We start from the raw sequence: 21,028 nt of genomic DNA, 5'->3' as shown, positions 1-21,028 counted from the left end.
TCTAACACTTAATTACAATTAAGAGTTATAAAATTAAAAAGCAAAAATGAAACAATTTACAACCATCTTTTTTCTGTGTATTTCTATTACGATTTTTTCACAGGCTAATTTTCAGGGTAAAGCAGTGTATCAATCCAAAACAACAATGAATAGCGATTTTGGAGGAAGACAAATGTCTGAAGAACGAAAAAAACAAATTATGCAACGTCTGAAAAGTATGTTGGAAAAAACATTTGTTTTAAGCTTTACCAGAGAAGAATCAATTTATAAAGAAGAAGAAAAATTAGCAGCACCAACAACAGGAGGAAGGGGTTCAAGATTCGGTGGTTTTTCAGGTGGAGGAACAAAATATAAGAACGTAAAGGAAGGAGTCTTATTAGAATCGACAGAGTTTTTTGGTAAAAACTTTTTAATTTCTGAAGCTGCCAAAAAACCAAACTGGGAATTAGGAAGTGAAACGAGACAAATAGGTAATTACACTTGTTATAAAGCAACTTTAGTTAAAGAAAATGATGCTTTTGATTGGAGAAGTATGCGAAGACCTAGAAGAGATGAGGCTAAAAAAGATTCAACAAAAGTTGAAAAGGAATCACCAAAACAAATATTAGTTACCGCTTGGTATACACCACAAATACCTGTTAGTAACGGTCCTGGAAATTATTGGGGTTTACCTGGTTTAATTTTAGAGATTAATGAAGGTAGAACAACAATTTTATGTTCAGAAATAACAATGAATCCGTCTGAAAAAATAGAAATTGAAAAACCTGAAAAAGGAAAGAAAGTTACTAGAGAAGAATATACTAAAATGATGAAAGAGAAGATGGAAGAAATGAGAGATCGTTTTAGAGGTGGAAGAAGAGGCGGCGGAAGAGGCGGTCGATTCTAAAAAAACAAAATAATATACACATGAAAAAAATATTACTAATAGTCATTTTATTGACTACATGGATTACTAATGCCCAAATAACACTTAAAGGAGTTGTTAAAGATAGTATTGGGAGCCCTTTAGAAATGGCAAATGCAATAGCGATTAATACGGTTACTAAAAAATTAGATTCATATGGTTTTACTGATGCTAACGGAAACTATAAATTAAACCTTAAAAAAAACACAAGCTATAATATAAAAGTAAGTTATATTGGTTTTAAAACAGCTGATGTATTTGTGAAAACTGAAGATGTTGATGTTGTTAAAGATATCAGCTTAGGAATAGATGATAGTTTAGATGAGGTAAATGTTACCTATAAAATGCCCGTTACAATTAAAGGAGATACGATTGTTTATAATGCAGATAGTTTTAAAAACGGAACAGAAAAAAAACTAGGAGATGTCTTAGAAAATCTTCCAGGGGTTGAAGTAAATGATGATGGTGAAATTGAGGTAGAAGGTAAGGCTGTTAAAAAAATTATGGTTGAAGGAAAAGATTTCTTTGATGGTGATACAAAAATAGCAACAAAAAATATTCCTGCTGATGCTATTGATAAAATTGAGGTTTTAAAAAATCACAGTGAAGTTGGGCAAATGCGTAGTGTAACCGATAATGAAGACAACATTGTAATCAATATTAAATTAAAAGAAGGTAAGAAAAACTTTTGGTTCGGAGAAGTAACAGCAGGTTTGGGTGTAGGAATGACTGATAACAGATACATAGCAACACCAAAGTTATTTTATTACAATCCAAAATACAGTGTAAATATTATAACCGATGTAAATGACATAGGAGAAGTGCCATTTACAATGAGAGATTATTTTAAATTTACTGGTGGTTTTAGAGGTTTAAGCGAAAATAACGGAACAAATTTTAATGTAGGTTCTAGTGATATTTCGTTTTTAACACTAAGAAATAATAGAGCAAAAGAAATTGAATCTAAATTTGGTGCGGTGAACTTTAGCTATTCTCCAAAGAAAACATGGGATCTAAGCGGATTTGCAATTTATTCAGGCAATGAAACAGATATGGAAGAGGCAACAAGCAGTGTGTATTCTAATGCAGGAGTAGACAGAAATAATGTGCCAGCTTATAACGAAAACGATCCGTCATCTATTAAATATATTGATACAGAACAAACAGAAAACACCACTAATCAAACAAGTGATTTAGGATTGTTTAAAATAAGCTCGAGCTATAAACCTAATAGCGATAATCAATTTGATTATGATATTTTTGCTAAAATATCTAAGCAAAAACAGTTGCAAAACACCTTGTCATCTAGGACTTATTTAAATGCTGATGATGAAATAGTGCCTATTAATCAAATTTCAGAACAGAGTCCGTTTTCTATCAATCAAAATTTAAAATATTATTATACTTTAAATGAAAAAAATATTTTTGCTTTTGAAGCGCTGCATTTATGGCAAGATGAAGATCCTTTTTACAATGCAGAATTAGAAAAATTATCTTTTGCTAATTTAATAGGTGCAGATATAAATGCAAATCCGTTTAATTTAGGTCAGAATAAGAGAATAAAAACTAATAAATTTGATGCTAAATTAGATTACTTTTATATTATAAACCCTAAAAGTAATTTAAATATCACTTTAGGTACCACGCAAAGTAACCAACAATTTAATTCAGATATTTTCGAAATTTTAGGAGGTAACAAAAATACGATTAGTCAAATTACTAGTCAAAATGATGTAGATTTTACATTTAGTGATATATACGCAGGTTTACATTATAAATTTATAACAGGTATTTTTACTTTTGATCAAGGTTTTACAGCGCATAATTATATTTCTAAAAACACACAGTTAGGTTCTGAAGTAAAAAATAGTTTCACGAAAATTTTACCTGATGCTTCGATAAAAATTAGCTTAAAAAAATCTGAAACTTTACGATTAAGATATAATATGCAAACGAATTTTACAGATGTAAATCAGTTAGCAGAAGGTTATGTATTTAATAATTACAATAGTTTATATTCGGGTAATAGAGAGTTAGAAAATTCTTTATATCACAATGTAAGTTTGAATTATTTTAGTTTTAATATGTTTAATTACACTAATATTTTTGGTTCTATTAATTATAGCAAACGTATAGATGTAATAAAAAGTAATACACAGTTTATTGATGTAAACAGTGTTAGAACATCTGTAAATTCTGCTTTTCCTGATGAAACAATTTCTGCGAGAGCAAATTTTCAAAAAAGTTTTAGAAAGTTTAAAGTGCGTTTAGGAGGTAATGTATCACATGCTAAGTCGAACAGTTTAATTACCAACCGTCAAACGAGTGTAGCTGCAAACCGATTAACAAAAACCTTATCACAATCATATACATCAAGGTTTAGTACAAACTTTAAAAATGCACCAAATTTTGATGTAGGTTATAACGTATCAATAAATAACTCTGATATTGGAGGAATTAAAAATTCGTTTACCACACACAGTCCTTATGCGAACTTAGATATCTTCTTTTTGAAAGAGTTTATCTTTACATCTAAGTATACTTTTAATAAAGTAATTAATGAAGGAAGAACTATTGATGAATATGGGTTTTTAAGAGCTGATTTAACCTATCAAAAAAAAGATAGTAAATGGGAATATAAACTAAGTGCTACCAATTTATTAGACTCAGCCGGATTAAATCAAAACAGTAGTAACGATATTCTTGTAAGTAATTCTACTTATGTAATTCAACCAAGAATAGCAATGTTTACCATAAAGTATAATTTATAGCAGTACATTTTACCATAAATAAAAAAAGCGAGCTTAATAGCTCGCTTTTTTTATTTATGATAATAATTACTTAATTATTATTTTTCTAGTTATTAATTTCCCATCATTTTGTACTTGCAGTAAATAAATACCACTACTTACTTTAGGAAATTGAACTTCTTCATTGAATTTACTTGAAATCGTAGAGAAACTTTGACTGTCTAATAAATTACCTGCGAAATCGAATAACCTAACAACAGTTAATTCTTTAGCTTTTACTTTAAAATCAACAGTAATTGTTCCTTCAGAAGGTACAGGATATAGGTTTAAATCGGTAAATAAACTTTTATCTGTAGCAAAACTTTCTTCAATATTTATCGTATAATCTTCAACCTCTCCATTAAAATCTAATTCACAAGACCTTGCAAATTCATTTAATTTTGCTGAAACTCTTAAGTTAGTTGAACCAATTAAGGCGTCGTCAGGAACTGTTATTGCTTCTCTGTTAGATGTGATGTCGTAAGCTTCATCAGTATCAAATAAACAGTTCTGATTCCAGTCAATCCAAGCATATGTTTTTACATCACTATTTCCATCTGAATTAATAGTTGTGTTTATATCATAGCTTTCTCCTCTAACAGCACCTGTAGCTATTGATGTAAAATCAGAATATCCAGTTGTTTTAGTTGATATATTATCAATTTCACCAAAAGTAACATTGGTTATACTTATTTGAGATGCTGTATTACCAGATGATTTACAAAGATTATCATTAACGTTTAATACAATATCAATCGATTTAGTTATTGATGAAGTTCCTGTTAATTTAAAAATATAATCTCCTTTTTCAACATTATTTAAATTAGTAATAGTTACGGTAATTGTATTATTAGTATTAGTAGTTGCTGTGCTTAGGGTTGCACTTGCATTTGCAGGAAGTTCAGAGGTTGTAAAAGTAACCGTTTCATTAAAATTATTAAATGTTTTATAATCTATCGTGTAAATAAATTCATTGGTTGCTTTATTACAAACAGAACCACCACCGGTAGTATTTTCTAAGGTAAAATTTGGTGTAATCGTAATTGTATAATCTTCAACTTCACCATTAAAACCTAATTCACAAGCACTAGGGTCTCTATCGTTTGCAGACTTTGTAGTAACTCTTAAGATTGTAGTTCCTGCTAAAGCATCTTCAGGAATTGCAATTGCCAAGCCACTATTACTAGTTGCGGTATTGGCGTTAGTTACATTTCCTAAGTCATATTGTTCACCAGCGTCAAATAAACAGTTTTGGTTCCAATCTATCCAAGCAAACGTTTTTGTAGTATTATTACCGTCTGAATTTGCATTAACAGTTAAATTATAGCTGTTTCCTATTATTACTTCTGTAGCTATTGATTTAAAATCAGAATATCCAGCTGTTTTTGCAGAACTGTTATTTATAGTTCCAAAATTAACAAGAGTTGTACCGATTAAAGAGCTTGTATTTCCTTCGGATTTACAAATAGTATCATTTACATTAAAAATAATATCGATAGATTTTGTAACAGAAGTTGATGTTGCTGTTACCGTCATGGTATAATCACCAATAGTTGCATTGTTTAAATTAGAAAGTGTTAAATCTATAGAACCACTAGTATTTACAGATGTTGGACTAAATGAGCTCGTAGCACCTGTTGGAATACCTGTAACAGAAAAACTAACATCTTCGTTAAAACCAAACAATGTTTTATAATCAATAGCAAAAACTTGTTCGTTTACAGCTTGATTACAAATAGATAAATTACCGGTTGTATTTGTTAAGGTAAAATCTGGTTGTGGCTCTTCTTCAACTATAATAGTATAGTCTTCAGTTTCTCCCCATTCACTTGTATGATCAGTATCACAAGCACCTTCACCATTAGGAGCACCATCTTGGTAATATTCAATAATAACCCTCATACGAGTTTCCCCCAGCACAGCATCATCAGGAACTCTAATGTTTAAGGCTGCGGTTGCAACATCTTCTAGTTTGTTACCTAAATCATATCTTTCTGTATCATTATCGAATTTATAATCTTGGTTCCAGTCAATAAAAACATAACAATGATCTTGATAACCAGCGGTGTTAAATGTAACATTAACTTGGTGACTTTGGGTTCTTTTAACAGCTGTAGATATAGAAGTAAAATCTTCATAACCATCTACAGTATCATTTCCAGAATTATTATTAATACTATTAAAAGTTACATTTGTTATGTGCTCTGCGCCATTTGCTTCATCCGTAAATGTAGAAGAACAATAAGAGGGTGTTTCTGTTGTAAATTCATTTGTAGCAGAGTAAGCACCTTCGCCACACTCATTTATAGGTTTTACTCGCCAAAAGTATTTTGTAATACCGCTTAAAGGTGTTGAAGGAATATAGGTGTTAGTTGTTACTGTTTCGTTAATTACGGTTGATGTAAAACTAGCATCTGTAGCAACCTCAATATTATAAGAAGTAGCATTCGCATCGGCTACCCATTCAAAACTAGGATTCACACTTATGTCTGTAGCAGTATTTGTAGGAGTTGATAAAGATATTGTAGAAAAATCGGTTCCAATTATTTTTAAGGCGGCATTGACTGTTTGCGTAACAGTAGTAGATTCAGCATTTACAACCACAGTGTATTCTTGTTGAGCTGTTCCGTCTAGGCTGTTAATAGTCATAACAACATTTCCGTCAGTACTAATAGTAGTAGGAGTAAAAACAGCATTAGATCCTGTAGGTAGGTTTGTAGCAGATAAAGTAGTCGTTTCAGAAAAACCATTAATAAACTGAAAGTTTAATGTATATTCAGCAGTGTTACCTCCAGTATTACAAACTGTTTGTTGATTGGTTTCATTTGATACTAAAAATGTAGGTCCTGCATCATTAATTGTAAAATTGGTTGTATTTACGTTATAAAAAATATTATCAGCAGCTTCTACAAGTATACGCGCAGTAGTTGTTGGGTTATTTGGTATGGTAATATCTTCAGAGCCATCATTTGCTATGTTTTCTTTTAATAAAATAGGGAAAGTTACTCCGCCATCGGTAGAAAGTCTAATGTTAACAATGCTACAGTTTATAGGAGATTGGTTTGTTGTTCCTTGATTCCAAGTTATTCTTTGCGAAGAGCCAATACCCCAAGTAACATTAGTATTGGGTGCGGTAACTGTGAAAGCTTCAGCGTTTGTTACTGTAACCTTCATATCATCTCTATCAGAATTACCACCACCAGCATTATTATCTCTAACAGTAAGTGCAAAATTTAACTCTCTAGCAACAGAGGGTAAAACTATCCATTCATCTGAAGCTCCACTAACAACATTTGCTAATGTAGGTAAATACCTGTTAGGCGATGAGCTTGAAGGTAAGGACCTAAATGTAGGACCCGCTGTACTTGTAGACTCTAAAGGAATACTAGCAGACTCTGTATCTATCTGTTCCCAGTTGTATGTTAAACTAGCCAATCCTTGGACATCTGTAGCTGTAGCTTTTAATATAAAGGGAGTTGATTTAGGAATACTTACGTCGTTACCAGCATTTGCAACAGGAGAATCATTATTAGTATCTGTTTGAGTAGCACAATTACCTCTGTTTTGTATGTGTGCCCACATTTGAGCAATGCTTACCGCGTGAAAATAATCATCACTATTGTTTTGTACGTTTTGTGGTGAACAAATACCTGCATATGCCATTATAGTTGTACCACTTCCAGGTTCTACAGAGGTAGCACCGATATTACCACCACAATTACCTGCTGTTCCATTAAATGTATGTGTTGCTCCGAATTGATGTCCGATTTCATGCGCTACATAATCAATATCAAAAGGGTCGTCAATAGGTTGCCCTCTTCCGGTAATACCACTAGCCTTAGCTCCAGTAACACATACAGAGCCTAATGATGCTAATCCACCACCACCAGTACTAAATGTGTGGCCAATATCATAGTTAGGATTACCAATTATATTATCACATTTTTCCTGACTTTCATCAATTAAATCATCAGAGTTATCATTTGTTAAATCATCCGTAGCAGCATCTAAAAATATTAATTTATCGTTGTCGTTTACAATAATCATCCTAACAGCTAAATCTTTTTCGTAAACAGCGTTTACTCTGGTTATAGTTGTATTCATAGCAGATAAAACGGTTGCTTTTTTTACAGGGTCAGTCGCTGTATTTGGTACACCTTCCCTATTGATATGAAACTGTGAGTATTCACCAGTAGCTGCAATTGCAATTCTAAAAGTTCTTAATTGACCGTCGTTTGCATTTCTTTTTAAGTTTGTTGATGCGACTATTTTATTAGCAGATGTTTTAATTTCACAAGAAAAATCATTTTTAGTAGAAATTAAATCTTCTCGCTTATAAACAAGATATTGTTTTTGATCTTTCGTAAACGGGTCTATATATATGGTGCTTTCTTTTCCTGAATGAATTAACGCATGAAAACCATTGGTACCAATACTAATTTTAGCAACTGCAGTAGGATCATCAATTCCTTGAGCAGAATATGATTTAATCATCGGGAATTTTGCAGCTAATTTAGGTGCTAAATATGCTGTTTCTTGAATTATAAAGCGCTTTAACACTCCTTTAGAGTTTGGAAGTGTAATTATATTTTTACTGCTTTTTGATTTCAAATTAACTAAATGATTTTTAAAGCCATCTAAGTTTAAAGATGCTAAAGCATATTTTTCAGGGTTGTCGTCTCTAGCAAGAATTTCGTTCTTTTGAAAAGAACCGACTTTTTGAGCGGTGCTATTCCAATAATTTTGAGAGAATGAATTACTAGCAAAAAAAGTGAAAAATAATACTACTAAAAGTGTGGTTTTTTTAATCATAATTATTTAGTTAATCGGTATGAATATAACAGCTTAAAGCTAATTTTCCCTACCTTTGGGGACTTGTTTATATACAAATTTATGAATAAAAAAATAAGAGTCAGTGATTTAGGTCAAAAAGATTATAAAGATACTTGGGATTATCAGGCTCAGCTGTTAGATGAAATTGTTTCTTTAAAAAGGCAAAAAAGAAATAATGTTAATGGAATTATAACACCAAATCATTTTTTGTTAGTAGAACATCCGCATGTTTATACATTAGGTAAGTCTGGCGATATGAGCAACTTATTGTTAAATGAAGATGGGTTAAAAGAAAAAAATGCTACTTTTTATAAAATTAATAGGGGAGGAGATATAACGTATCACGGTCCCGGGCAAATAGTAGGTTATCCTATTATTGATCTTGAGAATTTCTTTACAGACATACATAAATACTTACGTTTACTAGAAGAAGCAATTATATTAACAATAGCAGAATATGGCTTGAAAGGGGAACGTAGTGAAGGTGAAACGGGAGTTTGGCTTGGAGCTGGAACACCATTTGCTAGAAAAATTTGCGCTATGGGAATTCGTGCAAGTAGGTGGGTTACCATGCATGGTTTTGCTTTAAATGTAAATGTAAACTTAGGATATTTCGATAATATTATACCTTGTGGAATTAGAGGTAAAGCGGTTACTTCGATGGAAGTTGAACTCGGTAAAAAAATATCAGAAGAAGAAGTAAAAGAAAAAATATTAAAACATTTTAAAACACTCTTCGAGGTTGAAGAATATATTAAAGCATAAAAAAAGGGTTGACATTGTCAACCCTTTTTTTATGTGGAATTCTAAAATTATTTTTGAGCTTTAATATCAAAAGAAAGTTCCATTAAGTCGTTAATGAATTTATCTTTTAAAGCAGCGTCAAACTTTTTAGAACTATAAGTTACTCCAAAATCAGTTCTGTCAATACTAAAAACATCACTTTTAAAAGTAGCAGTACCTTCGTTTTCAGTTACTGTTGCAGGAATTGTAATGCTTTTTGTAGTTCCTCTAAGTGTTAAATTACCAGTTACATGTAATTTACCATCTTTTGTTTCTGAACTAGCAACTACAAATTTAGCAGTAGGAAACTTCTCAACATCGAAAAAATCAGCATTTTTTAAATGCCCTTCTAATTTTTCTTTACCGTTACCAGCTTCTAAATCTAAACAAGAAATAGAATTCATATTAATAACAAATTCACCTGAATTAAGAACACCGTCTTTAATATCAAATAAACCTTTTTCGATACTAACAACTCCGTTATGAGAACCTGTTGGTTTGTTTCCTTTCCAAGTAACAGTAGATTCAGCAACGTTTGCTTTGTAAGAATTAATTACATTTTCTACTTTCTTAACGTCTTTAACTTCTTCGTTAGCAGTTACTTTATTTTTTTCTGATTTACAAGAAACAGCAGTAATTGCTATAAGAGCAATGGCTAAAATTGATTTTTTCATTATGATTGATTTTTAATTATTGATTTTATTGACAACAAATGTAATTAAAAAATAGTTTCCGTGGAAGTTATTTTTTTGTTAAGATTTTATTTATAACAAACGAACTTGCTTGTAAACCAAAAGCAGCAGGCATATAACTAATGGTTCCGTAAAAAGATTTTTTAAAATTTGTACCGTTTGTAAGTTGTAAACTTTCAGGTATTTGAACTTCTTCAGAATAAACAGCCATTACACCTTTGTTAACATTTAGTTCTTTTAACCTCTTTTTTAGTGCGCGCGCCATTTTACAGTTCTTAGTTTTGCTAATATCTTTAATAACCACCTTGCTTGCGTCTAACTTTCCACCGGCACCCATGGAGCTTATTAGTTTTACTTTTTTTCTTCTAGCCGCAACAATTAAATTAATTTTAGGTGTAATACTATCAATACAATCTAAAACATAATCGTATTCCTTGCTGACTATTTCAAAAGCCCTGTCTGGTGATAAAAACTCCTCCAATACCTTTAGTTCTATTTCAGGGTTTATATCTTTAATTCTTTCAGCTACTAAAGCAGTTTTCGATTTACCAATGGTGCTTTTTAAGGCGGGAAGTTGCCTGTTTATATTTGTTTCATCAAAAGCATCACCATCTACAATTGTCATTTTACCAACACCAGCTCTTGCTATAAATTCTGCAGCAAAAGAACCAACACCACCCAAGCCAACAATTAAAATATTTGCATTATGAAGCTTTTCAATACCTTCTTTCTGAACTAATAATTCCGTTCTCTCTAACCAACTCATTTTATAAATATTGTATTAAAATTTTGATGTATTTTTCTTGTTAATTCTTCAACTTTTAGCTCTTTTATTGAAGCTGCTTTTTGGTAAATAGAAATAATATCAATTTCATCGGAATCAGTTTCTAAAAAAACAGCATCTAAAGAAATCTCTTTAAAAGTTTTTTGCAATTTAGTAACAGTAGTTAATGCTTTTCCGAAGGATACATAACAACCATTTTTTATAAGAGATAAAGCTACTTGACCGTTTTTGTTAAAACCATGGATAATCCATTTTTGTTGAGGTTTTAGTGTCTTTTTTAAATGAAATATCTCTTCAAATGATTTTACACAATGTATGATTAATGGTTTTTGATATTTTTCTGATAAATGAACCTGTTTTTTAAAAACGGTTAATTGAAGTTCATAATCCGTTTTACATAACTTATCTAAACCACATTCGCCAATAGCAAAACAGTTTTTAAGTTGTAATTGTTGTTCGATAAAATTAATTTCAGGATCAATTTTTTCCTCATTAATATTCCATGGATGAATTCCGATAGAAAAAGGAATGCTAAAATCTATTGATTTGGGCTCACAATTTAAAATTGATATCGTTGAATTGTCATTAGATTTATGATGCGTATGTACGTTGATAAATTTCATAATCAACATTTTTACACCTTGTCTTTAGTATCGATAATAATAGTAACAGGACCATCGTTTAATAATTCAACTTTCATATCGGCACCAAACTCACCTGTTTGTACTTTTTTACCTAAATTTTTTTCAAACTGATGTATGAATTCTTTATATAAAGGTATTGCAATTTCTGGTTTTGCAGCTTTTATATAGCTTGGGCGATTGCCTTTTTTAGTAGAAGCTTGTAAAGTAAATTGACTTACAATAATAGCATCACCTAAGCTATCAATTAACGATTTATTCATAACGCCATTAGCATCATTAAAAATACGAAGATTGTTTATCTTTTTAGATAACCAATCAATATCTTCTTTCGCATCCTCATTCGTAATACCTATAAGAATAAGTAGTCCGCTTTTAATATCGGCAACTTTTACACCTTCAATAGTTACGTTTGCTTTAGATACTCTTTGAATAACTGCTTTCATTTATTCTTGATCTTTTTCCCAAATATCAGTACGATAATGTTCTTCTTCTCCTTCTAAAATTTGCAAATAACTTTTATAGCGAGACCATGAAACAGTATCTTCTTCTAAAGCATCTTTTACAGCACATTTTGGCTCGTTTACGTGAATACAATTATTGAATTTACAATCTTGCTTTAACACAAAAAACTCAGGAAAATAATCACCTAATTCTTCTTTATCAATATCAACAACACCAAAACCTTTAATACCTGGCGTATCAATAATTCTTGCATCTTGTGAGTTTTCGAGATTTAAATCGAACATTTCAGCAAATGTAGTGGTGTGTTTTCCTTGATTATGTTGATCAGAAATTTCTTTGGTTTTTAAATTTAAAGAAGCATCAATAGCATTTACTAAAGTTGTTTTTCCGACTCCCGAATGCCCAACAAACATAGATGTTTTTTCGAGCATCATTTTTTTAATCAGATCAACATTTGTGTTTTCTTTAGCAGATACTTCTATACATTTATAACCGATAGTTTCGTAAATATCTTTTAAGTATAAAATCTCTCCACGTTCTTCTATTTCGTAAGAATCTATTTTGTTAAAAACTAAAATAGTATCGATTCGATAAGCTCTTGTTGATACCAAAAAACGATCAATAAAAGTGGTAAAAGTAGGAGGGTTGTTAATGGTAATTAATAAAAAAACCTGATCGATGTTAGAAGCAATAATATGGGTTTGCTTTGATAGATTAACAGATTTACGAACAATAAAGTTATCACGTTCGTAAATATTGGTAATTACACCGGTTTCTTCATTGTTTTTGGTTTCAAGATCAAAATCTACCTTGTCGCCAACAGCAATAGGGTTCGTACTTTTAATGCCTTTTAAACGAAATTTACCTTTAATACGGCATTTGTATAAAACCTGTTCACTCTTAACTAAATACCAACTTCCTGTAGATTTATATACCGTTCCTGTCATATTGCAAAGATGAGAAATTTTTAAAAAATAATGGTGACACTTCTATTGATTTTCAATTTTATAACAAAAAAAATGATTGTATGTAATTTATAATAACTCACTTTACTTTAACCGGAACTTGTTTCAGGTTTTCGCCAAAATTTATTGTTTATTATAAGGATGCGATTCTGAAATAAATTCAGAATGACGCATTAATATAAGATTATGAATCCAAACGAATATTTATAAAAAACGATGAAGTTGTGATAAGAAAAAGATCCTTTAGGGTTTTTATGCCTAAAGGATCTTTCTTTTATTAAAAATTTACGTTGTTAAAAAGTGTTACGCGTTAAGGATTGAGTGACTTGTTTGAGCTCTTTTTTGTTTGCTTAAAAAGCAAAAAAAAGCGAGCAACGAAAGCCTGATCCTTGTGGTAACGCCCTAAAACTATCCTTTAATAATTTTTTCTTGATGATTGATAGATTCTTGGTGAATTGCCTTAAACATTTTTAAAACAAATTCTTCACTTAAACCTCTTGTTTCACCTTCTAAAATCATTTTTCCTAAAATTTCATTCCAACGTCTAGATTGTAAAACGGCTACATTTTTCTCTTTCTTTAAAAGTCCGATTTTATCAGCAACCTTCATTCTTTTACTCATCATTTCGATAAGCTGATCATCGACAACATTTATTTGAGCTCTTAAATTATTTAAAGATTCTCTGTAAGAAGAGTCAGTTTCGGTTTCTTTACGGATCTTTAAATCTTCCATAATATCCTTTAATTTAGCAGGCGTTACTTGCTGAGCAGCGTCCGACCAAGCATTTTCAGGATCGAAATGTGTTTCAATCATTAAACCATCAAAATTTAAATCTAAGGCAGTTTGCGAAACATCAAAAATCATATCTCTGTTACCCGTAATATGCGAAGGATCGCAAATTAAAGGCAAATCAGGAAACCTATTTTGAAATTCGATAGCCAATTGCCATTCAGGAATATTTCTGTATTTTGATTTCTCGTAAGTAGAAAATCCTCTGTGAATTGCCCCTAAATTTTTAATTCCGGCAGTATATAATCTTTCAATTCCACCTAACCATAAAGCTAAATCGGGATTTACAGGGTTTTTAACCAAAACAATTTTATCTGTTCCTTGTAAAGCATCCGCAATTTCTTGCATGATAAAAGGTGAAACGGTAGATCGTGCTCCGATCCATAATAAATCGATATCGTGCTCTAAAGCTAATTTTACGTGTGCAGCATTTGCAACTTCAGTACAGGTTTTCATACCTGTTTCTGCCTTTACTTTTTGTAACCATTTTAAGCCTAGTGCACCTACACCTTCAAAGTTTCCGGGTCTAGTTCTTGGTTTCCAAATTCCAGCACGAAAATAATTTACATCAGAATCTTTTAATTCGTGAGCAATTTTTAAAACTTGTTCTTCAGTTTCTGCACTACAAGGTCCTGCGATTACCAATGGGTGCGCAAGTTTCATGTCGTTTAACCAGGTTCTTAACTCTTTTGTGTTCTCCATTCTAATTAATTATTTGTGCTGCTTTTTTAAGCAAACTTTGTTTTTTGAATCAAAGTATATTAGACTCAAAAGAAAGCTCAAAATTACAACTATTTTGGTCTTTTATTTTATACCGTTTAATATTTTTTTTATGTGATTTGTACTTTCCATTTCATTATAAATTTCAGTAAAATCGTCTTGTAACATCAATTTTTTAAATTGCTGTAAATTGTTAATATATTCATCTAATGTTTCAATTACATTCTCTTTGTTTTGTTTAAAAATGGGTGTCCACATGGCAGGTGAACTTTTTGCTAAACGAACGGTAGAGGCAAAACCCGAACCCGCCATGTCGAAAATATCACGTTCATTTTTTTCTTTCTCTATCACAGTTTTTCCTAGCATAAAAGCACTTATGTGTGATAAATGCGAAACGTAGGCGATGTGTTTATCGTGCGATTCTGCGTCCATATATCGAATACGCATTCCTAATTTTGAAAATATTTCTAAAGCAATTTCTTGCAGTTTAAAAGCTGTTTTCTCAACCTCACAAATGATATTTGTTTTTTGTTGAAATAAATTTTCATGAGCAGCTGATGGTCCTGAAAATTCGGTTCCGGCAATAGGGTGGGTTGCTAAAAAATTCCTTCTCTTCGGATGATTTTTAACAACTTCACATACTTGAGCTTTTGTAGAGCCGACATCTAAAACCAAGCAAGTATCAGAAATTGTATCTAATATTTTAGGTAGTATCTCTAGCTGAACATCAACAGGAACAGAAATAATTACAATAGCCGCTTTCTTTAAATCGTTAAATGTTGCTTTATGGTTAATTACACCAATTTCTTTGGCCTTGTTTAAATGGTTTTCGTTCGCATCAATTCCGTAAATAATAGCTTGAGGATATTCTCTTTGAATATCTAAAACCATGCTTCCGCCAATTAAACCAACACCGATTACAAATACGTTCATTTTTTCTATAAGGTTTAATACTTGTTTTTTTATTTTTCAGTTCTATTATTTAATATATTGGCAATTGCAACACCAAATAAAAGCCCAATTCCAATTCCTAAACCTAGATTACTGATTAAAATCCCAAAAAGGATTCCAGATAATAAACCAAAACTTATTCCTTTATTTAGTTTGCTGTTCTTCATATCTTTTCTTAAATAATATTCGTGCGTAATTGAGTATAATAATCTAGATTCTATTAATAGCTGCTTTAATCGTTTCTTTTGATACACATAATGAAAATCTTATGTAGCCTTCTCCTTGAGAACCAAAAACGGTTCCGGGAGCGATAAAAATATCTTTTTGATATAAAATTTCATCAGCCATTCCTTCGGATTTTTTTCCTTCAGGAATTTTTGCCCAAACAAATAATCCTGTTGAGTTTTTGTTATAAGTACAGTTTAATTTATCTGCTAGTTGAAATACTAAATCTCTGCGTTCTTCATAAATTTTATTTTGTTCTGAAAACCAATCATCAGATAACTGTAAGGCTTCAATTGCTCCTTTTTGAATTCCGAAAAACATACCAGAATCCATATTGCTTTTTACTTTTAAAACCTGATTTATAAAATTAGCATTTCCTAAAACCATACCAACTCGCCAACCGGCCATATTAAAGGTTTTGCTTAAAGAATTTAATTCTAAAGCAGTTTCTTTAGCGCCATCAATTTGTAAAATACTAAGAGGTTTATTATTTAAAATAAAACTATATGGATTGTCGTTTACAATTAAAATTTGATGTTTTTTTCCAAAAGCAATGAGTTTTTTAAAAGTCTCTATAGTTGCGTTTACACCTGTTGGCATATGCGGATAGTTTACCCACATAATTTTTACATCAGCTAAATCTAACTTTTCTAGTTCCTCAAAATCTGGCTGCCAATCATTCTGATCACTTAAATTATAAAAAATAGGTTCGGCGCCTATTAGCTTTGTGACAGAAGTATAGGTTGGGTATCCCGGATTCGGAATTAAAACTTTATCGCCTTCATTTAAAAAAGCCATAGAAATATGCATCACACCTTCTTTACTTCCCATTAAAGGAAGTATTTCGTTTTCGGGATTCAAAGCAACTTTAAACTGCAGTTTGTAGAATTTACTAATTGCATTTCTTAACTCAGGTAAGCCTTGGTAACTTTGATATTTATGTGCAATTTCATCATTAAAACTTTGTTGAATTGCTGTTATAACTTTAGTTGGTGGTTGTAAATCCGGACTTCCAATTCCGATATTAATTATAGGTTTTCCGGCAGCAGCTAACGCTCTAACTTCTCTTATTTTTTTAGAGAAATAGTATTCCTTAACGGTTTCTAATCTTTTTGCTGGTTGAATCATTTTCTTCCGTTTTTGTAGGTTCCTAATACTTTTGTTTCTAATGCCATAATTTTTATAATAGCGATTGCTTTTTGGTAATCTTTATAATCATTAAAAGTAACATCAACAAAGAATGAATATTTCCATGGTGATTCTATTACCGGAAGCGATTGTATTTTTGTTAAATTCATTTTGCAGTCGCTCAATACATTTAAAATGGCTGCTAAACTTCCTCTTTTATGATCTAACTGAAATTTTAAAGAGGCTTTGTTTATTTCATTTATTCCATTATTAGGAGCTGTTGTTTGTATGATTACAAATCGTGTAGCATTGTCTTTTATAGTCTGAATTTCATCTTCGATAATATGTAAATCAAAAATATCGGCTGCAATTTTTGGGGCAATAGCGGCAACTCCTTTTAATTTATTTGTTGAAATTCTTTTAGCAACTTCAGCTGTATCTACATCTTCTACTAATTTTATATGTGGATATTTTTTAAAGAATTCCTTGCATTGTAATAATGCCATTGGATGCGAACAAACCTCTTTAATATCTGTAATTTTTTGATTTGGAAGCGCCATTAAATGATGGTGAATATTTAAATATTCTTCTCCGATAATGTGTAAATTATTTTTATCAATTAAAGCGTAGTTTGGAATTATAGAACCAGCAATTGTGTTTTCTAACGCCATAATACCAATAGTGGCTGTTTTATTTAATAAGCTATCCACTAAAAAATCAAAAGACATGCATTCTTTTAATTGAATTGTTGTACCGTAAAAATTGCGAGCAACTTTATGATGATTAGATCCTTCTGCTCCTTGAATAGCGATTGTTTGTTTCATTTTTGATCAAAAAAAAAGCCTCGATACATCGAGGCTTTATAATTTATATTGTTGGTTAAAAATATGGTATAAAGTCTCAGCTCTTATTTAAAAAATAAAAGTAAAAATAGAAACCTTGCCAAGTATTTTGTAATATCATTTTTGTATTTCTTGTACGAAACAAATCTAAAGATTAAAATGAGAAAAACAAATATTTAATTCAAAAAGTATTTTTATTAAGAACCTTGAATGCAGCGAGATGATGTTTTTCTGCAAGCGTAAGTTGATTTTTAGAGGGGTCAATAGAAAAATATAGACATAAAAAAAGCACCTCAATTATGAGGCGCTCTTTCTAAAATAATTATTTTTTACTTTTTAGGTTTAAAAACAATTTCGTAAGATTTGCTATCTTTCAATAACTTCTTTGTGATGTTTTTTAAATCTTTAATAGTTATCGACTTTACAATGTCTTCATAGTTTTTAGGATCATTCATGTTATATCCTTCTAACACAGAGTTTTTTAATAAACTCATTTCAAATCTATTGTAGTTTTTGCTTTCTTCTCTAGCTTTTAAGAAGTTAGCAAGTGTTTTGTCTAAATCAGCTTGTTTGATATCACCACTTTCTAGTGCTTTAATTTCTTTGTGAACAATCGCGATTAACTTTTCAGCTAAGTCAGGATTACAATCAAAATTTACAGATATTGTAGCTTCTTGAGTTGGTCTTCTAGAAATAGAACCTCTAGTTCTAGCACCATAAGTTCCTCCTTCTTCTTCTCTTAAAGATTCTGTATAACGTAATTGTAACACGTCTCCCATAGCTCTCATTAAAATTGAGTTTTTTAAAGAATATTTCATGTCGTTTTTAATTACTACACGAACAGAAGTTTTAGGGTCTTTCATTTCTAAAAATACATCCTTATCAATTTTGTTGTTAATCCAATCTACCGAATTGTCTTTCCATTCTTCTCTTTCATTGGTTGTAGGTATGCTAGCAATGTATTTTTCTAATAAAGGTTTGATAGTTTCTTTACTTACATCTCCTACGATAAAGAATTTAAAATCTCCAGCGTTTCCAAATCTACTTGTATAAATAGCCTTCATTTTGTCAAAAGACATTTCAGACATTAATTTTTTATCAAATAAACGTTCAGTAGGATGGTTCTTTCCGTATAAAATAGTTGTTACACTATCTTGCATTTTAGATTGAAGTTGTTCGCTCTTTCTAATTAAAAAGGCATCAACTTGTTGCATTAACACTTTGTAAGAAGTTTCGTCAAAACGAGGTTTTGTAAAACGTAAGTTTACCAATTGCATCATTGTTTCAACATCTTTTGTAGAAGAAGATCCTGATACACTTTCTGAGGTGTTTCCAACACTTGTTCTAGAGCTTGCTTTTTTACCTGCAAGTACTTTTGGTAAATCAACCGCTGAAAACTCACCTAAACCAGACATTTGAATAACATTACCTAATAATATTGTTGATGGTAAGTCTTCTTCATCTAATAAAGATTGACCACCATAACTAACAGCACTTAAGTTCACGTCATTCTTGTTTTTATCAACAAATTTATAGTGAACCTGAATTCCGTTACTTAATGTAAATATAGTTGAACCAATTTCTTTATCTTCTTCTTCAGAAGTAATAGAACCAGCAACTAAATTAACACCAGACATTAAAGGTTTTACATTTGTTTCTTCAGCGTATCCCTTTAATGTTTTGTCATTCTCAACAGTAGTAATGATTTTAAGAGCTTCTTCTTTTGTTATATTCTTATTCCCTTTAACTCCTGTAACAACAATAGATCTGTTATTTTTAAGATATAATTTTTGAATTTGAGCTAACAGTTCTTTTTGAGTTAATTGACCAAAAATTACTTTAGCAATTTCAAATTCTTTTTTGATATCTGTAATATGAGAATTCTCTAAGTAATTAGTTTGAATTCCTCTTACTATTTGACCATGACTTCTATTTCCGAAACCTGCAATTTGGTTTTCGTAAGAACTTGTATACTGAGCAATAATTCTGCTTATTTCAGCTTTTGTAAACCCGAATTTAACAGCTCTGTTAATTTCAGAAATAACCAATTCAAATGCTTTATGTTGCATGTTTGGTTTTGGTACAATACGAGCACTAAACTCATTGTTTAATCTAGAAAGACTACCGTAACGTACAGAAGCAAATAAAAGAGGTGAATCTGGTTTTTGGTTGATTTCGTTTAATCTTGTAGAAATAATAGATGTTGCCATACCGTTTAAAAGGCTTTCTTTTAAATCGGCAATAGTTTCATTTTTTAAAGACTTGTCATGACGAATACCGAAAGCAATACTAGAAGAAGTAACTTCTTTGTCCATTGCCATATCATAAATAAGTTCTTTGTTATCAGAAATACGAACTTCTGTACGTTTGATAGGGTTTTTTACAGCAGGTATAGTTGAAAATAATTTTTTAATTTTAGCTTCAATTTCATCAACATTTACATCACCAATAATAGCAATAGCTTGTAAATCTGTTCTGTACCAATCGTGATAAAAATCGCGTAAAGCTTTATATTCAAAACCTTCTATAACATCCATTTTACCAATAGGTAAACGCTCTGAATAGATAGAGTTGTTAAACATAGTACCAATAGTTTGCTGTAATACACGCATACCACCATTTTGGCGCGTTCTCCATTCTTCTTTAACAACACCTCTTTCTGAATCAATTTCTTTTTCAGTTAAAGATAAATAGTTAGACCAGTTATGTAGTATAGATAAACCAGTGTCTATTAATTCAGGTGTTGTAGGTATATTATTTACATTATAAACAGTTTCATCAAAAGAAGTATATGCATTAATATCTCTACCAAATACAAGTCCGTGTTCTTGCATTTTGTCTAAGATTCCTTTTCCAGGAAAGTCTTTAGTTCCGTTAAAAGCCATGTGCTCTAAAAAGTGAGCCAATCCTTGTTGATTATCTTTTTCTAAAACAGAACCTACATTTTGTATGATGTAATAACTAGCAACATCTTTAGTAACGGTAGTTTTGTGAATATAGTAGGTTAGTCCGTTTTCTAAAACGCCTTTTTTAATGCTCTGTTCTTCAGGTAAAGGGGTTTCTAAACTCATGCTTTGGGCTATTGCATTGTAATTGAAGGCAATGCATAAAGCCAGTAATAAAATTTTCTTCATTTTTAATTTTTTATATGATTATTGATGTTCTTTTTTAAGCTGTTTTTAGTAAACATCAAAATACTAAGAACACGCTAATATAAAAAAAGGATTGAAGCTAGTAACTAAATAATTAGTTTTAATTGAAAAAGAAATAAATTAAGTTGTAGTTGGTATTGAAGTGTAGAGTGTTTTTAAAACTAAAAAAGCTTCTCAAATAAATGAGAAGCTTTTTGCGGTCTGGACGGGACTCGAACCCGCGACCCCCTGCGTGACAGGCAGGTATTCTAACCAGCTGAACTACCAGACCGTTGCTTGTAGCATTGTACTATAATTATTGCTTAGATAATTTTGCGGTCTGGACGGGACTCGAACCCGCGACCCCCTGCGTGACAGGCAGGTAT

The 21,028-nt window shown here is 31.0% G+C and carries 15 protein-coding genes and 1 tRNA gene; 3 read left to right on the top strand and 13 right to left on the bottom strand.

The genetic code is table 11. The features are described from left to right. Window positions 1-46 precede the first annotated feature (46 nt). Window positions 47-886: a GLPGLI family protein gene (locus P2G10_RS06300; protein WP_275315721.1), complete on the top strand. Its 840-nt coding sequence runs from the start codon at window positions 47-49 to the stop codon at window positions 884-886. A 20-nt stretch (window positions 887-906) separates the two neighbouring features. After that, window positions 907-3,675 (top strand): TonB-dependent receptor, encoded by a 2,769-nt coding sequence (locus P2G10_RS06295; RefSeq protein WP_275315720.1) that lies wholly within the window; start codon window positions 907-909, stop codon window positions 3,673-3,675. 66 nt (window positions 3,676-3,741) lie between these two features. On the opposite strand, the gene P2G10_RS06290 is transcribed toward P2G10_RS06295, so the two are convergent. Further along, window positions 3,742-8,505 carry a GEVED domain-containing protein gene (locus tag P2G10_RS06290; protein WP_275315718.1) on the bottom strand — a complete coding sequence of 1,588 codons (4,764 nt, stop codon included), beginning with the start codon at window positions 8,503-8,505 and terminating at the stop codon, window positions 3,742-3,744. Window positions 8,506-8,586: 81 nt separating this feature from the next. Between P2G10_RS06290 and lipB the strand changes: the two genes are divergently transcribed. Next, complete coding sequence (gene lipB, locus P2G10_RS06285) at window positions 8,587-9,291, top strand: lipoyl(octanoyl) transferase LipB (RefSeq protein ID WP_275315717.1); 705 nt, start codon at window positions 8,587-8,589, stop codon at window positions 9,289-9,291. Window positions 9,292-9,338: 47 nt separating this feature from the next. Here the strand turns inward: lipB and P2G10_RS06280 are convergent, their stop codons facing one another. The 12 genes from P2G10_RS06280 to P2G10_RS06225 all read right to left on the bottom strand — a co-directional run bounded on the left by P2G10_RS06280 (window position 9,339) and on the right by P2G10_RS06225 (window position 20,934). Beyond that, entirely contained in the window at window positions 9,339-9,983 is a 645-nt protein-coding gene (locus P2G10_RS06280; protein ID WP_275315716.1) for a YceI family protein, read from the bottom strand. A 67-nt stretch (window positions 9,984-10,050) separates the two neighbouring features. Beyond that, on the bottom strand, window positions 10,051-10,767 hold the full coding sequence (locus P2G10_RS06275; RefSeq protein ID WP_275315715.1) for a tRNA threonylcarbamoyladenosine dehydratase: 717 nt from the start codon (window positions 10,765-10,767) through the stop codon (window positions 10,051-10,053). Continuing rightward, window positions 10,764-11,408: a TatD family hydrolase gene (locus P2G10_RS06270; RefSeq protein WP_275315714.1), complete on the bottom strand. Its 645-nt coding sequence runs from the start codon at window positions 11,406-11,408 to the stop codon at window positions 10,764-10,766. The genes P2G10_RS06275 and P2G10_RS06270 overlap by 4 nt, the downstream gene beginning before the upstream one ends. A gap of 11 nt (window positions 11,409-11,419) precedes the next feature. Beyond that, on the bottom strand, window positions 11,420-11,872 hold the full coding sequence (gene dtd, locus P2G10_RS06265) for a D-aminoacyl-tRNA deacylase (protein ID WP_218771412.1): 453 nt from the start codon (window positions 11,870-11,872) through the stop codon (window positions 11,420-11,422). After that, entirely contained in the window at window positions 11,873-12,838 is a 966-nt protein-coding gene (gene rsgA, locus P2G10_RS06260; RefSeq protein ID WP_275315709.1) for a ribosome small subunit-dependent GTPase A, read from the bottom strand. Window positions 12,839-13,264: 426 nt separating this feature from the next. Next, window positions 13,265-14,347 carry a bifunctional 3-deoxy-7-phosphoheptulonate synthase/chorismate mutase type II gene (locus tag P2G10_RS06255; protein ID WP_218771410.1) on the bottom strand — a complete coding sequence of 361 codons (1,083 nt, stop codon included), beginning with the start codon at window positions 14,345-14,347 and terminating at the stop codon, window positions 13,265-13,267. A 102-nt stretch (window positions 14,348-14,449) separates the two neighbouring features. Beyond that, window positions 14,450-15,298: a prephenate dehydrogenase gene (locus P2G10_RS06250; protein WP_275315708.1), complete on the bottom strand. Its 849-nt coding sequence runs from the start codon at window positions 15,296-15,298 to the stop codon at window positions 14,450-14,452. 29 nt (window positions 15,299-15,327) lie between these two features. Further along, on the bottom strand, window positions 15,328-15,483 hold the full coding sequence (locus P2G10_RS06245) for a glycine zipper domain-containing protein (protein WP_275315707.1): 156 nt from the start codon (window positions 15,481-15,483) through the stop codon (window positions 15,328-15,330). 43 nt (window positions 15,484-15,526) lie between these two features. Further along, complete coding sequence (locus P2G10_RS06240) at window positions 15,527-16,669, bottom strand: pyridoxal phosphate-dependent aminotransferase (protein ID WP_275315706.1); 1,143 nt, start codon at window positions 16,667-16,669, stop codon at window positions 15,527-15,529. Beyond that, the gene (locus tag P2G10_RS06235; RefSeq protein ID WP_275315705.1) at window positions 16,666-17,493 is read right to left on the bottom strand and encodes a prephenate dehydratase; all 828 of its coding nucleotides are present in this window, start codon (window positions 17,491-17,493) and stop codon (window positions 16,666-16,668) included. The genes P2G10_RS06240 and P2G10_RS06235 overlap by 4 nt, the downstream gene beginning before the upstream one ends. 347 nt (window positions 17,494-17,840) lie before the next feature. Next, entirely contained in the window at window positions 17,841-20,645 is a 2,805-nt protein-coding gene (locus P2G10_RS06230) for a M16 family metallopeptidase (RefSeq protein WP_275315703.1), read from the bottom strand. 215 nt (window positions 20,646-20,860) lie between these two features. Beyond that, window positions 20,861-20,934: transfer RNA gene (locus P2G10_RS06225), tRNA-Asp, on the bottom strand. Window positions 20,935-21,028 lie beyond the last annotated feature (94 nt).

The organism is Tenacibaculum bernardetii (assembly GCF_029125915.1).
Classification (GTDB): Bacteria; Bacteroidota; Bacteroidia; order Flavobacteriales; family Flavobacteriaceae; genus Polaribacter; species Polaribacter bernardetii.
Note: the sequence above shows the minus strand (reverse complement) of the source record. Positions and strands in the feature narration are given on the sequence as shown.